At 54.5% G+C, this 14,768-nt stretch carries 14 protein-coding genes; 11 read left to right on the forward strand and 3 right to left on the reverse strand.

Annotation, left to right across the window (positions count from 1 at the left end; translation table 11 throughout):
* The first annotated feature begins 29 nt into the window (after positions 1-29).
* From ACX2DJ_RS02230 to ACX2DJ_RS02265, 8 genes are all read left to right on the forward strand, one after another.
* The gene (locus ACX2DJ_RS02230) at positions 30-938 is read left to right on the forward strand and encodes a tyrosine-type recombinase/integrase (RefSeq protein ID WP_462570751.1); all 909 of its coding nucleotides are present in this window, start codon (positions 30-32) and stop codon (positions 936-938) included.
* 231 nt (positions 939-1,169) lie between these two features.
* Complete coding sequence (locus tag ACX2DJ_RS02235) at positions 1,170-1,859, forward strand: polysaccharide biosynthesis/export family protein (RefSeq protein WP_462570752.1); 690 nt, start codon at positions 1,170-1,172, stop codon at positions 1,857-1,859.
* Between the two features lie 48 nt (positions 1,860-1,907).
* A complete protein-coding gene (locus ACX2DJ_RS02240) occupies positions 1,908-4,097 on the forward strand; it encodes a GumC family protein (protein WP_462570753.1) in 2,190 nt (729 codons plus the stop codon).
* 80 nt (positions 4,098-4,177) lie between these two features.
* On the forward strand, positions 4,178-5,239 hold the full coding sequence (gmd, locus tag ACX2DJ_RS02245) for a GDP-mannose 4,6-dehydratase (RefSeq protein ID WP_462570754.1): 1,062 nt from the start codon (positions 4,178-4,180) through the stop codon (positions 5,237-5,239).
* Positions 5,236-5,463, forward strand: a complete 228-nt coding sequence (locus ACX2DJ_RS02250; protein WP_462570755.1) for an NAD-dependent epimerase/dehydratase family protein — start codon at positions 5,236-5,238, stop codon at positions 5,461-5,463. Before gmd ends, ACX2DJ_RS02250 begins: the two co-directional genes overlap by 4 nt.
* 34 nt (positions 5,464-5,497) lie before the next feature.
* Positions 5,498-6,172, forward strand: coding sequence for a GDP-L-fucose synthase family protein (locus tag ACX2DJ_RS02255; RefSeq protein WP_462570756.1), 675 nt, complete (start codon positions 5,498-5,500; stop codon positions 6,170-6,172).
* A gap of 3 nt (positions 6,173-6,175) precedes the next feature.
* Positions 6,176-7,441 carry a WcaI family glycosyltransferase gene (locus tag ACX2DJ_RS02260; protein WP_462570757.1) on the forward strand — a complete coding sequence of 422 codons (1,266 nt, stop codon included), beginning with the start codon at positions 6,176-6,178 and terminating at the stop codon, positions 7,439-7,441.
* Complete coding sequence (locus ACX2DJ_RS02265; protein ID WP_462570758.1) at positions 7,438-8,139, forward strand: FkbM family methyltransferase; 702 nt, start codon at positions 7,438-7,440, stop codon at positions 8,137-8,139. Before ACX2DJ_RS02260 ends, ACX2DJ_RS02265 begins: the two co-directional genes overlap by 4 nt.
* 9 nt (positions 8,140-8,148) lie before the next feature.
* Here ACX2DJ_RS02265 and ACX2DJ_RS02270 read toward each other — a convergent pair whose 3' ends face one another.
* From ACX2DJ_RS02270 to ACX2DJ_RS02280, 3 genes are read right to left on the reverse strand one after another with little or no spacing between them, the layout of a single operon-like run.
* Positions 8,149-8,931 carry a glycosyltransferase gene (locus tag ACX2DJ_RS02270; protein ID WP_462570759.1) on the reverse strand — a complete coding sequence of 261 codons (783 nt, stop codon included), beginning with the start codon at positions 8,929-8,931 and terminating at the stop codon, positions 8,149-8,151.
* Complete coding sequence (locus ACX2DJ_RS02275) at positions 8,928-10,013, reverse strand: hypothetical protein (RefSeq protein ID WP_462570760.1); 1,086 nt, start codon at positions 10,011-10,013, stop codon at positions 8,928-8,930. Before ACX2DJ_RS02275 ends, ACX2DJ_RS02270 begins: the two co-directional genes overlap by 4 nt.
* Positions 10,010-11,353: a lipopolysaccharide biosynthesis protein gene (locus tag ACX2DJ_RS02280; protein WP_462570761.1), complete on the reverse strand. Its 1,344-nt coding sequence runs from the start codon at positions 11,351-11,353 to the stop codon at positions 10,010-10,012. Before ACX2DJ_RS02280 ends, ACX2DJ_RS02275 begins: the two co-directional genes overlap by 4 nt.
* 402 nt (positions 11,354-11,755) lie before the next feature.
* Between ACX2DJ_RS02280 and ACX2DJ_RS02285 the strand changes: the two genes are divergently transcribed.
* From ACX2DJ_RS02285 to ACX2DJ_RS02295, 3 genes are all read left to right on the forward strand, one after another.
* Entirely contained in the window at positions 11,756-12,478 is a 723-nt protein-coding gene (locus ACX2DJ_RS02285) for an FkbM family methyltransferase (protein ID WP_462570762.1), read from the forward strand.
* 322 nt (positions 12,479-12,800) lie between these two features.
* The gene (locus ACX2DJ_RS02290; RefSeq protein ID WP_462570763.1) at positions 12,801-13,772 is read left to right on the forward strand and encodes an O-antigen ligase family protein; all 972 of its coding nucleotides are present in this window, start codon (positions 12,801-12,803) and stop codon (positions 13,770-13,772) included.
* Between the two features lie 96 nt (positions 13,773-13,868).
* Positions 13,869-14,756: a glycosyltransferase family 2 protein gene (locus ACX2DJ_RS02295; RefSeq protein ID WP_462570764.1), complete on the forward strand. Its 888-nt coding sequence runs from the start codon at positions 13,869-13,871 to the stop codon at positions 14,754-14,756.
* Positions 14,757-14,768 lie beyond the last annotated feature (12 nt).

A 14,768-nucleotide genomic window follows, 5' to 3' on the forward strand; every position in this document is an offset into this window, starting at 1 on the left:
TATGATTTATTTTCTATCATATAAGCAGTATGAATGCTCTAAAGTCTGATCGCGAGTGGCGTTCTCAATTCCAACGCCTCGAGGGCGCCTATGCTCCGTCAACAATGCTCAGTTACCGCGCCGATGTCGAGGCTTTCGAATACTGGTGCGTGGAGAATAAGATAGACAGGGCATTCCCCGCAACCGTCGATGCAGTATGCCGCTTTCTTGTGGAGCAGGGGCAGTCCAAGGCGCCTTCGACCGTGCAACGCCGACTTTATGCCATCCGTAAGGTGCATCGCCTGCTCAGGCTGCCCGACCCAACTTATGATGAGGATATCAACCTCACCCTGCGCAAGGTCCGCCGGGCCCGAGCGATCCGGCCACGACAGGCGAAGGGAATGACGCGAGCCTATCTCGACCAGTTTCTGGCCAGTGAGCCCGAAACCCCTTGGGGTCTTCGTAACCGCGCCATGCTTGCCCTGGGCTATGAGTTGCTGACGCGGCGCTCGGAACTCATCGCTCTGCGAAACGATGACCTGACCGCGCGCGAGGATGGCACCTTGCGGATCCTTATCCGCCGCAGCAAGGCAGACCAGTTCGGTCAGGGTCGCATTGCATTCACATCGAAACGCACAGCAGATCTCCTGCGTGAATGGCTTGCTTACCGCGGACCAGAAATCGAGTGGCTGTTTTGCCCGATCTATCAAGGTAAAGTGATCGATCGCTGCCTCGAGGCGACCACGGTGCGGCGGGTGATCAAGGAGGCTGCACAGCGGAGCGGGCTGGGCGCCGCACAGATTGCGTCATTCAGCGGCCATTCGATGCGCGTTGGCGCTGCCCAGGATCTGCTGAAGCGTGGATTTGACACCGCTACGATCATGCGGGCGGGGGGATGGAAATCAGTGAATGTGCTTGCCCGTTATCTCGAGAAGGCTGAGCAAAATGTCTGGCAATGATCTGGAAAATGGTGCTAGCCTCGCTCGAGAATTTCAATGATATCAAGTCCGAAGTCATCAGACCAAAAGGGGGCGAGTCGCAAGAACCGGTCGCACACGGATGCTCTTTCATCGAAAATTTCCTGTCATGAATGGTTTCTTTGAGTGATTTGATCGGCTAGTGGCATATCCGTCGTACCCGATGGTGCGCCGCGACACTGACGTGTTTAGCCCCCTAAGGAGTTTCTTGTCTTGTTAAGGGCCAGTATTTGCGGGCTGATCGCCGTGGCGCTCACCGCATGTTCTTCCACTAATCTGCCGCGCGGAGAACAGGCCTATGCCATGTTCCCGGCTCCAACCGGCGAATCACGCCCTAACGAGTACAAGATCGGCCCGCTCGACGTGCTCAAGATCACCGTTTTCCAGGAACCTGATCTGTCCCTTGAAGAAGTGCCGGTCGATGCCAGCGGGGACGTGCTGCTGCCGCTGATCGGACTCGTAGAGGCGGCAGGGAAAACCGGAACAGAATTGTCGACCGCGATCGCTGGGCGCTTGGGGGAGCGCTACTTGATCGATCCGCAGGTTTCGATCATCGTCTCCGAATCCGCTTCGCAGAACATAACGGTCGAAGGCGCGGTCAAGAAGCCGGGCATTTTCGAAATCCAGGGACAATCAAACCTGTTGCAAGCGATGGCGTTGGCAGAAGGTCCAACGCAAACCGCCAAGCTGGGCGAGGTGATCGTGTTCCGGCGCAAGGAAGATGGACTCTACGCTGCACAGTTCAACCTTGACGACATTCGCAAAGGTCAGGCCGATAATCCGCAAATTTTGGCGGGCGATATCGTGGTGGTCGGTAATTCTTTTGCCAAGGCGCTATTCCGCGACTTCCTGCAGCTGTCGCCGCTGCTCGCTACCGTGTTCGTGCGGCTTGACGGTCGCTAAGTCGGTATGAGCGGAAGAACCAGTATTATGAATCGCCACGAGAATCAGATGAACAATAAGGACGGGAACGGTCGCCTCGCGCCAACCTTCGATGACAAATATGATGGCGAGTATGATGCCGACGGCCTGATTGCGATCGACTTGGAGGCAATCTGGGCGGCAGTCTATCGTTCGCGCTTCTGGATCGCAGGTATCATTCTGGCCTGCCTGCTGCTTGGGGTGGTCATCACAATCCTGTCGACGCCGATCTTTCGCGCCACTGCAACGGTACAGATTGACCAGGAAGCAGCTAAAGTTCTTGGCACCGAAGATACGAATGCAACTGCCGCGATCGCGGACTCGGATCGTTTCCTGCAAACCCAGCTGGACGTTATCAGGAGCCGTGCCATAGCCCAGGCGGTGGCCGAGGACCTGCAACTGTTCAACAACCCGCGCTTTCTTGAGCAGATGAATGTCGATGCGGATTCTGTTGAATCGAGCATACTTCCTCCTGAAGAGGCACAACGCGAGCTTGTAATCGAAACGCTCGAGGAGAACTTGGGCGTAAGCCTTCCGCTCGATTCCCGTATCGCTTTGATTGCTTTTGATAGTCCTGACGGGAGCCTTGCTGCCCGCATTGCCAACAGCTTTGCCGAGAACTACATTCGCAACAATCTCCAGCGCAAGTTCGACACCTCTTCCTACGCACGCGAATTCCTGCAGGAGCAATTGCAGGAATCGGCCATCCGGCTGGCGGAATCGGAGCGCGCGGCTCTGGAATACGCGCGGCGCACTCGCGTGATCGATGCATCCAATGCGGCAATTGCCACTAGCAATACCGCTACCAGTCCGCGCTCGCTGGTGACGGCTACGCTGGTTCAGTTGAACAGCGACTATTCGGCGGCACTCTCCCGCAGGATTGCTGCGCAGCAGGCCTGGGAGACCGCACGGCGAGAGAGCCCGATCAATTTGCCGCAGGCACTCAATAATCTTGCGGTCCAGAACCTGCTCGAAGAACGCGCAAAAGTTCAGGCCGAGTACGAGCAGGAACTGCAGCGACGCAGGGAGGAATTTCCTAGCGTCAAACAGGCCAAAGCCCGGCTTGACGAGCTTGATCGTCAGATTAACGCCATCGCCACAAGCATCCAGCAGACAGTCAGGGCTAACTATGAAATGGCTCTGGAGCAGGAACGCGCGCTGGAGGTCCAGATTGCGCAGCTGAAAACCGAAACTCTTGATGAGCAGGAGCGCGGCGTCCAGCTCGGCATTCTTCAGCGACAGACCAATAATGACCGCCAGCTTTATGATTTGTTGCTGACGCGGTTCAACGCGCTCAATGCAGAGGCTGGCGTCCAGGCGAACAACGTCTCAATTGTTGACCGCGCGACGCGGCCGGTCGAGCCCGTCAGCCCAAATATCCCGCTCAATCTCGCTCTGGCGCTCTTGGCTGGTGCCGGCATTGCCGGACTGTTCGTGTTCGGACGGGAGCAGTTCTTCGACATGCTGCGCACGCCGGATGATGTAGCTCGCAAATTGAGCTTGCCACTGCTTGGCGCGAGCCCCAAGGTCGATGAAGGCCAAAGCCTTCAAGAACTTATCCTTGATCCCAAGACCGAAGTATCCGAGCATTACGCAAGCCTACGTTCTTCGCTTGTCCTGGCCACCTCTCATGGACTGCCGAAAAGCCTCGCCTTTACCAGCGCGGTACAGGGTGAGGGTAAGTCCTCGAGCTGCTATGCAACTGCCGTGGCGCTCAGCCGGATTGGCAAACGCGTGTTGGTGATTGACCTCGATTTGCGTCGCCCCAACCAGCACAGCCTGTTCGGGATCAAGAATGGCGAAGGCATGTCAGACCTGCTGACCGGAAACAAACAGGCGGCTGAAGTAACGCATGCGACCGAGCATGAAGGTATTTTCTTTATTCCGAGCGGCGGCATCCCGCCGAACCCGACTGACATGCTGGCAAGCCCGGCGCTGCGCACAGTCCTGCAAGAGCTAAACACGCAATATGACATCGTGCTGGTTGACAGCCCACCCACACTTGGCCTCGCTGACGCCATCGAGATTGCAAGCGTTACCGAAGGCTGCCTGTTCGTTACCGAAGCAGGGCGCAACCGTGCCAATAACGTGCGTGGCTCGATACATAGGCTGCAAGCCGGCGGTGCCAATGTGATCGGCGTATTGATGACCAAGTTCGATGCCAAGTCGGCAGGTTATTCCTATAGCTACGGCTACAGCTATCAATATGCATCGGGTTAGGGGAGTTTTGTTTCAGAGGGGCCCTGATCGCGTGATTTTGGCCCTGGCGACCCTTGCTTGATCTCAAGAGTAAAAGATACATGGCAAACACCGCACTTATCACCGGCATTACCGGGCAAGACGGCGCCTATCTCGCGCAATTGTTGCTCGAGAAGGGCTATGAGGTGCACGGGATCAAGCGCCGTTCCTCATCCTTCAACACAGGCAGGATCGAGGACATTTATCAAGACCCGCACGTCCCGGATGCCAGGTTCCACCTGCATTATGGCGACATGACGGATTCGACCAACCTCATCCGCATTATGCAGGAGGTGCAGCCAAGCGAGATTTACAACCTCGCCGCTCAAAGCCATGTCGCGGTTTCCTTCGAGACGCCCGAATACACGGCCAATGCCGATGCGGTCGGTACGCTGCGGCTGCTCGAGGCAATGCGCATACTGGGAATGGAAAAGAGTGCGCGTTTCTACCAGGCCTCGACTTCGGAGCTCTACGGGCTGGTGCAGGAAGTGCCCCAGTGCGAGACGACGCCGTTCTATCCGCGCTCGCCCTACGGGGCGGCCAAGCTCTATGCCTATTGGATCACGGTCAATTACCGCGAAGCCTATGGCATGCACGCGTCAAATGGCATTTTGTTCAATCATGAAAGTCCGCTTCGCGGCGAAACCTTTGTTACGCGAAAGATCACTCGAGCAGCAGCCGCGATTGCACTTGGGCGTCAGGATCGGCTGTATCTGGGCAACCTTGGTGCCAAGCGCGACTGGGGCCATGCGCGAGAATATGTACGCGGCATGTGGATGATGCTGCAGCAGGACGAGCCCGACGATTACGTGCTGGCGACTGGCGAGACCACGGAAGTGCGCAATTTTGTACGCTGGGCCTTCGATGAAGTTGGATTGCCACTCGAGTTCCGCGGCGAAGGCGCTGAAGAAAAAGGCTATGCGCTCGGTGACGGCCGTTTGCTGGTCGAAGTCGATCCACGCTATTTCCGCCCGACCGAGGTCGAATTGTTGCTCGGCGATCCGAGCAAGGCGCATCAGAAGCTTGGCTGGAGGCATGAAACGAGTGCCCGCGAACTCGCACGCGAAATGGTGCGAGCGGATCTTGAGGTGATGCGCAACGCGCCGATCACCAAGGAGGCATGATGGCCTTTTCGCTTGACGGCAAGAAGGTCTACGTAGCTGGCCACAAGGGCATGGTCGGCAGCGCGCTGGTCAGGCGGCTTGAACCCGAGGGCTGCGAGATACTTACTTCGGATCGTTCGACCGACCTGCAAGAACAGGCGAAGGTTCGCGAATGGTATGCCGCAAACCGCCCAGACGCAGTAATTGTCGCTGCCGCCAAGGTCGGGGGGAATCCTCGCCAATGATACATATCCGGCCGATTTTCTCTACGACAATCTGATGATCGAAGCGAACCTGATTGAAGGTGCGCGGCAGTCAGGCGTTGAGAAGCTGCTCTTTCTGGGATCTTCCTGCATCTATCCCAAGTTTGCCGATCAGCCGATTGTCGAAGAGGCATTGCTCACAGGGTCGCTTGAACCGACCAACGAGTGGTATGCGATCGCCAAGATTGCCGGGATCAAGATGTGCCAGGCTTATCGCAAGCAGCATGGCTGCGATTACATCAGCGCGATGCCAACGAATCTCTATGGGCCAGGCGATAATTTCGACCTTGAAACAAGCCATGTGCTGCCGGCGCTTTTGCGCAAGGCCCACGAAGCTAAACTGCGGGGTGAACAGGGCATGGAAATCTGGGGCAGCGGCACGCCCCTGCGCGAATTCCTGCATGTCGATGACTGTGCCGATGCGCTGGTGTTTCTGCTCAAGAACTATTCGAGCATGGAGCATGTGAATGTTGGTTCGGGCACGGATATTTCGATCAAGGATCTTGCCCGGCTGGTGATGGATGTGGTCGGCTTGGAGGGCGAGCTGACTTATGACACTTCCAAGCCGGACGGGACGCCGCGCAAGCTTATGTCGGCAGACAAGCTGCGTGCCCTCGGATGGGCTCCGACAATTGAACTGCGTCACGGGGTGGAAAGCACCTATGCGTGGTTTTGCAAGAATGCCATCTGAACAATGAGGATCTTGCTGATCAGCCTGAACTACGCGCCCGAAATGACGGGCATCGGGTTTTACAGTGGTGAGTTCGCGCAACATTTGGCCGCCCAGGGTCATGATGTTGGTGTAATTTGCAGCTATCCTTTTTATCCCGAATGGCGCCGCGATGTCAGCTATCCTGGGAGTGGTTGGACCATCAGGGCTGAGCAAGGTGTCCAAGTGCACCGGTGTCCTTGTTACATCCCGTCGAGTGTGAGCGGAGTGCGGCGCATCGTTCATTATATCAGTTTCGCATTCGCCGCCTTCTTGCCCGCGCTGAGATTATCTTGGCGGCAAAGGCCGGACGTCGTCATGTTGGTGGCACCTGCCCTGATGGGGGCTTTCCCTGCACTCACCGCCGCGAGAGTGGCGGGCGCACGCAGCTGGCTACATATCCAGGATTTTGAAGTCGAAGCAGGCTTTGCCACCGGGCAGATGGGTCGACACTCGCTATTCGGAAAATGCGCTTTGTGGCTGGAGAAACGCTTGCTTTCGCGCTTTGACCGGGCGACGTCGATCTCGCCCGAAATGTGCAGCAAGATCGTAGAAAAAGGGGTCGAGCCCTCGCGCATCCTTGAGCTGCGCAATTGGGCCAATATTGATGGCATTGTTCCGCAAGAGAGCTCCAGCTATCGCGCCGAGTGGGACATCCGCACCCCCTATGTGGCACTCTACGCAGGAAGTATCGCGCGCAAGCAGGGGATTGAGACCGTTATCGACGCAGCGCGGATCATGGCTGATCGAGATGACGTTACATTTATCATCTGCGGCAACGGCCCTACTCGCGGTGACCTGGAACAGCTTGCCGCAGGGCTACCCAATATTCAGTTCCACGATCTCCAGCCAATGGCACTGCTAAGTGAGTTGCTGAATCTCGCCACAGTCCATCTTTTGCCGCAAAAGCGTGACGCAGCAGACCTCGTACTTCCATCCAAACTTGCCAACATGCTGGCATCCGGGCGGCCTGTCGTGGCTGGTGTGGAGCCCGGCCGGGGGCTCGCCCGCGAAGTTGAGGGCGCCGGGCTGACTTGCTCTCCAGAAGATGGCGCAGCCATGGCGAGCGCGATTGAAAGACTGATCGCCGACCGTGAACTTTATCGTAGCTGCGCCACAGAAGCGCGCGTACGGGCCAAACAGCGGTGGAGCAAAGCGTCCATTCTTGTGGCTGCCGAGCGCGAGTTAGTGGCACTGGCGGAGGGTCACCATGCGCTGACGTCCATCGGGGAGAAGGGATTGCAGAAATGAATTTCGCCAAGGCCCTTCGCGCGTCCTTCGTGCCAGCCTACTGGAAAGGGCTGGTTCGTGGGGTCGTCCCGACGATAGATCATGAAGAGGCTTTCGTCGGACTTGAGTTCGCCTCTGTCGTCGACGTCGGCGCCAATGTCGGGCAGTTCTCGCTCTTCGCATCGCACCGTTGGCCCGCCGCGACAATTCATGCATTCGAGCCGATTCCCGATCAGGCAGCACGCTTTTCCGCTGTCCACGGAAACCGCGTGACGTTGCATCGCTGCGCACTCGGTGAGAACCCCACTTCGTTACCGATCCATATCGCTTCGCGTAAGGACAGCTCTTCGCTTCTGCCGCTTGGACAAAGGCAAAAAGCGATGTTCAACATGGACGAAGTGGGCCAGATAGAAGTGCCAGTGGAGCGGCTCGATGCGGTGCTTGAACCTGCCGATTTGCCACAGCCATCATTGCTGAAGATCGATGTGCAGGGATTCGAATATGAGGTGTTACACGGCGCGGGCGAACTTCTCCGTCATTTCTCTCATGTCCTTGTCGAAGTTTCTTATGTTGAATTGTATAGAGGCCAAAAATTAATTCACAATATTGACAAATTGATGACCGAACTCAATTTTCATTGTCTGATGAGTATAAATTTTGTGCGCGACTCTTATGGTGTACCTGTGCAGGCAGACAAGCTTTACGGTAAAAGCATCTGATTTTTACTTTCAATCTTTCTTAGTTCTTCGGAAATTGTAGTAAATATTAGCAGCAATTCGCCTCAATGCGCTAGCGATCCTGAGCGCTATAGACACTCGCAGGATATCTCTTTGTACACGCCACGCATCTCCGACTCTTTCGAAAAATTGAGAGTTGCTGACACTTCCGGGATCATTAACAAAAACAGCGACTGGCCGCTCCCAAGTCACAATTTCCGAGCCATGCTCAAGGTGGATGGCTGCCATTACAGCATAGTCGGCCGAGATTTGATAATCGCGGAACGGATAGTGATGGGCACGATGAGTTTGGCGGTCGAAAATGGTTGCTTGATGCAGGCTTGGCTGGCCATGCTTGATGTAGTCGAGAGGACGAATTGGTCTTTCCCATACGGCACCGTCAGCGTGCCTAATAATTGTCTGGCCATAGATAAGAGGTGGAGTTGAAGGCAGCTCATTGAGCAAGGCTTCAAGATCCGAAATAACCTTGTTGTCCGCCAAATAATCTCCTGCATTGAGAAACAGCACGAATTCGCCGGCCGCTATCTCGAGGCCCTTGTTCATTGCGTCATAGAGACCATCATCCGGCTCTGAAACAAGGGTGAGGCGAAGCAAGTGTATAAAATCTCTTGCAATGTCTAGGGTGCCATCCGTCGATCCACCGTCGACCACAATGCTTTCGAAGCTGCTGCTTGATTGTTTAGCCAGGGACTCCAGCGTCCTTGGCAGTTCTGATTCTGCGTTGAATGTAACCGTTATGATAGAAAGCGACGGTGTGGAAAGGCCCTCTTTCATTTGCATGCCCGATCACGTTGAGCGGCGATATATGTCTCTATTGCATTACGTAGCAACCGACTGTCCTTCAGTCGTCGCCGTCGAGCATTTTCAATCATGAACGGCACAGCGACCGATCCAACAAGCAACCCGGCGCCAACGACGATAAGGAACGTTGCCGCAAGAATTTGCAAGCCGAGTGAAGCACCCAAGGCAATCGTTATCCAGGCGATGCCGGCAAAGAGCAACGGAAAACCTAAATACGCAGTTACGACGAATTTCTCGCTGTTCAGTAGCTCGGACAAGCGGGCCCGCGCGCGCTCGCCCGCTGGCCTAGCACTCGTTGCCGCCCGGCTTCCTGCTGCCTCCCTTACGTCTTCGATTGTCGGGCGCCCATCTACAGCCCGCAAACGTGCACGATCGAAGATGGTTAGCTTACCGTCGACGGTTGCGTCGCGTATAGACCGGCCATTGGCCTCAAAAATCGCCTTCGCTAGCATGTAGCTCGCTTCGGATTCCACCAAGTCTGGCAATTGCCATCTTGCTCCCTTTCCGAAATATGAGCTGTCAAAATGGTTCGGGTCAGCCCCGGCCGAGACGACACTCTTGTGCGCCGTTCCCGTAGTCTTGAAATTATGATCGACGCCCAACAGGATCACATCTGTGCATCCAAGATGGTAAGCCAACTGAAGGCAGCAAAAGGTCACGGTCGCCCCAGAATACCACGTACCGTCTGTCAAGTCCAAGTTGAAACCAGCGCCTGGCAAGGGCTCCATCCAGTTGACTTCGCGCCCCTCTGCGAATTGCCGCCCAAGGCGATTGCTCAAAAGGAGCGTAGACGGCAGATCGAAAAGGTCTCGACCAAATTGCTCCAACACTAGTGCATTGTCACAACAAAGGAAACTAGTAGCGAATTTTATTTGATCGAACTTCAAGTAAATACGGTTCATCCCGATGGTGATTTCGTCACGCAGGGAGGAGAGATCGGTTTTGTTCAAGCTGGGACCATTGCCGATCACGAAGCAACGACGACCAGCATACTTGTTTCTCAGGGAAGCTAGGTCATTTAATTCCACTGGATTACCTTTCTGGAAGTTATTCATTTCCAATCATTTGATTTCGAGCCAGCAGCCCAAGGCGTAAGCGCCAGGCGCCTACAGCCCACGAACGCAACATAAAGTTGGCCCAAGACCAATGCGGCGGCATATCCCAAGCAATAAGCTCCGATAGATGCATTTGGGCCGGCGGCCAGTGGCACAGCGCTGGTAATGATTGGGGCAGCAATGGCTGCTTGCAGCGGGAATTTCTCGTTACCGGTCATAAGCAACATTTGATTGTAAGCACCGAACAACGAAATGATTGAGATGGCTCCGACCAAAATTTGGGCACCAATGATCGACTCTTGGTAAATTTCATCGAAAGCCAAAGAGACTATTGTCGGAATCAGGGCAACCAGCAGCCCGCCCACCAAGAAAACTGCGCCGCCAAGACGAGCAGAAGAGCGCAAGATCTGGCCAAGCTGGCCTTGATCAGCACGCGCCAAACGTGGCGCGAAATACATTGTGAATGCACTATTCAAGAATAGCATCGCTGCGCCAAACAAGACAGCCACCCTCACTTGTGCGGCATCCCCGGCACCTCCCAGAAACCCCGCCATGAGTACCGGAAGTTGCGCGCTAAGCATCATCAAGAAGGCAACTCCGAAAAAACGGCGCGATTCTCGAGCTCTTTGAATTTCAGATGCCGGCAGCTCTTGCATGGATTGACTGCCTGATTGTGAATATGCCGCCCACATAAGAGCCGTACAGACAAATGCCATTGATGCGAGAAGCATTGCTAGAAGCGTGTAAGGGCCGAAGTCTGTCCAGAATGCCGCCAGCACCCCCGCAAGATACAACGAATTTCTGATACCTCCATTTAAGTAATCGGCGAGCACGTTGCGAAGCTCAAACCGAAACGCGTCGGAGATTATTATCTCAATCGCAAAGGCGGCAGCTAGACCTGTTACAATAATCGCATACGACATGGGTAAGGATAAACTTAAGCCCACCATGGCGGACGCCGCCACAACAAGAGCGATCAAGAATCGCATTAACACCGGGCCGAGCAGTCCCTTGAGGCCAATGGCGGCAGTCATTGATTGCATGCCATACTTTCTAATTGATGTAGCAGTCCCGGCGTCGATAACGTAAGAACCAACCGTCGCAAGGGACCAAGCAAGGCTGATAATGCCAAAATCCTCTTGCCCAAAGACGTTGGCTGCAAGCAACGCTGCCACTATCGCTGCCCCCGCGACGAGGGCCCGGACGACTGTTAACAAGAGCACTTGATTCATCTGGATTCTGACCTGCTTGCCATGGGGACAACAATCGACTCGCACCGCATCCAGAGTGCTTGCATTTGCGGCGTAATTGAAGAACGCAGTAGACAGGAATGTCGCCATAGAGCACGGAGCGCAAGCCACAACCCAACCCATCAGCCAATGTAGAATCTCTCGCCAAGTTATCTGCAGAGTCAGACGAATCGAAAAACCCCGAGCCGAACACTGTTGCGCCGATTCATCTAAAACTCTACCCATCATTGCGAATGGCAAGTTCATCGGAGTCTAACTCGCGACGATGGTTCTGGATTCCTAAATTGTTCCAATACCTTGTTGCGTTCCTTTGTTGGACCTAGCAGTTGGACTGCGAGACCCGCTCGCGAAAGGTTTGAAGTGAGAAAAACTCTGAAACGACTGCTTGGGAGGAGAGTAATAGCTGCCGCGAAAACCCTTTTGGGCAGGAAAGAAATAGACGAGACAGACATTTTTTTCACAATGTTCCGTCGCCTAGGAACTGTCGGCGTCATGATCGACGTTGGCGCGCACCATGGTTACGAGATGGAGCCATTTGTCGACAATGGCTGGCGAGTTATCGCATTTGAACCCGACGATCAGAACCGCGCCCTTCTTAGCAGTCGGTTTGGTGGCCACCATCTCGTGGACATTGATCGTCGCGCAATGGGGGCCGAGGCAGCATCGGCCCGAGACTTCTTTTCGAGTGAGGTTAGCTCGGGGATCAGCAGCCTTTCAGCGTTTCACGATAGTCACCAAAAAACGCAGCAGGTAGAGGTCACCACTCTTGACGAGGTCATCTCTCAATATTCGATTGAGTCAATTGATTTTTTGAAAATCGACGTTGAGGGCTATGATTTCTTTGTTCTTCAGGGGCTCGATTTCGCGCAGCTCGCGCCGAGCGCGATTATTTGCGAGTATGAAGACCGAAAAACGAGGCCGCTAGGCTATCAGCTTGACGACGTGGCGCAGTTCCTCACATCCTTTGGATATTGGACTGTCATATCTGAGTGGTACCCAATTCGAGAATATGGCACCTTACACAAATGGAAGCGGTTTGTGCTCAAGCCTGACCAAGTTGATCCGAACAGTTGGGGCAATTTGTTAGCTGTCCGGACTCCCGAATTAGCGCAAGCCCTGGCTCGAGAGACTGGATTAGGTACTTCGGAGATACCGTGCTTTTTTCCGGTCGCAGAAGCGGCATTCAAGGGCTCGGCGCCTAATGCTCATGAATAACGGGATAGTAGTTTCGAATTTCGATAAGGGGAGAGGCCTCGTAGGCCTCCTGAACGGAGCCTCGCGCACCAATCGCTCGGCCTCAAAAATTGTCCTCGGGCGGGGACTTCTTTGGGCCGCATTCCTTTTCCTGAGCAATATATCCTTTTACTTCATAACCCTGATCGCACTCGATCTCTTGTTCTGGAATTGGAAACGAGCGCAAAGGCAGGATACGATGCTTATTGCGATCGCTGTTTGCTTTATATTTGGGCTTAGCATTCTCTTGTCATACGCTTCGACCCCACTGCCGACAGACCTGTTGCTTCTGTCCGCGGGAGTAATGATTACTAGCATCGTTGCGCTGCTAGGTGGGTCCAGGTCCGGCCTGGGCGCGTTGCCGCCAATGCGAATTGCACTAATGCTTTTCGCGTCTGGAAACCTTCTTTTCTACGCTTTCGGCCTTGAGGGGTTTGAACCGGGGCAAAGAGCGCCTCCCAATGTCACATTGCAAATGTTCGGGCTAGAAACCGGTCGAGCCTTTTTCTATTTTTCACGAGGCATGAACGCCTTCGGATCCGTTGCCGGTATAATGGGCGCGTTCTTTGTTGCTGACTACATTTACAGCAGGAAGCGGTTGTCTCTTGCGGGTCTTTCCGTGTGCGTTGTTGCAGTGCTGCTTTCGGATTCACGAGGAGCGCTGCTCAGCCTCTCTCTGGTAGGAGGTCTCGCAATATTTGCCTCTCCGACCAGAAAGGCGACTTGGCTTTGCCTTGGCCTTGTTCCCTCAGCCTTCATCTTGGTGCAGCTTGATTGGCTTAGTCAGCTTACGTTGGAAGGTTTGATACGGATCGGATCGGATTTCTCCTCCGGACGAATGGAATATTGGCAAGAGATCATAGCGAGCCTCAACCAGAATCTTATCTACTGGCTCTTTGGCGCGGGGATCGATGGCACAAACCAGATTGGGTTGAGAGTGCAAGATGTCGACAACTTCATCATCATGTTCAACGAGCTGGATCGCTTGCCGGATGCGCACAATCTGCTCTTGGACCTTATCGTCACTGGCGGAATTCTGAAGGCCGCAATTTATTGCTTTCTGCTTATCTCGACCGTTGACATTTTGACCGGCCATCCAGATCGGAGTGTGGCGCAGTTTTATCTCATTCCGGTTTTCGTGCTCACTACTGGAGTGTTTGAGTCCTTGCTTTCATACGGACGATTGGAAGTGATGTTTGTTACTTTTATGATCATCGGCATTGCTCGCTCTGGAAACAAGCAAGACACACGGCGCAGTTCTTTGGCAACCCGCTAGCGTCTCGCTTGCTTAATATGAGACCCTCTCGACCTAGGATTGACAGTCACAGGTCGAACGTCCTGGAAAAACAATAGAGCTCCCCCAACGCCCATCATGACCGACATCAGCATCATCATCCGTACCCTCAATGAAGCAAAGTGGTTGCCAACGCTCCTTGGTGCAATCGCGCGCCAGGATACGCATGGACTCAGTTACGACGTTGTCCTCGTTGATTCAGGATCGACTGATGGCACGCTTGAAATTGCCAAGTCGCATGGCTGCCGGATCGAGACGATCGACAAGTCCGAATTTACCTTCGGACGCTCTCTCAATATCGGATGCGAGGCTGCTTCTGGGCGGCATCTGGTGATGATTTCGGGCCATTGCATCCCACAAGGCCCAAATTGGCTGCAGGAGTTGTGCGCCCCGCTTGAAGATGGCCGGTGTGACTATAGCTATGGACGCCAAATGTGGCGTGATGGCTATAGCAAGTACAGCGAGAAGCAGCTGTTTCAGAAGTATTTTCCGGAAAAGACGCTGATCCCGCAAGAAGGCTTCTTCTGCAACAATGCCAACAGCGCCGTGACCAAACAGGCTTGGTCACGCTATCGTTTCGACGAGGAGGTGACAGGCCTTGAAGACATGGTGCTTGCGAAGAAACTATGGGCAGACGGCGGCAAGATCGGTTACGTCGCGGAAGCGGTGGTGGAGCACATTCATGAAGAAACCTGGGCGCAAGTGAGGCGTCGTTACGAACGCGAGGCAATCGCTCTTCAGGGCATCCTGCCCGAAGTGCATGTAAGCTTCCTGGACTTCTTGCGTTACACGGCTGCGGGAATACTGCTCGATATGAGCTCCGCGCTTCAGGACAAACGCCTGCTGCGTGAGTGCAAAGGTATCGTGCTCTTTCGCAGCATGCAGTATTGGGGCACTTACAGGGGCAATAACGATCATCGCAAACTGTCGCGGGAAAAGCGTGAACAGTACTTTTACCCGAGATAGGCGGAATTGCGC

It is taken from the genome of Altererythrobacter chaiwopuensis, assembly GCF_054957755.1.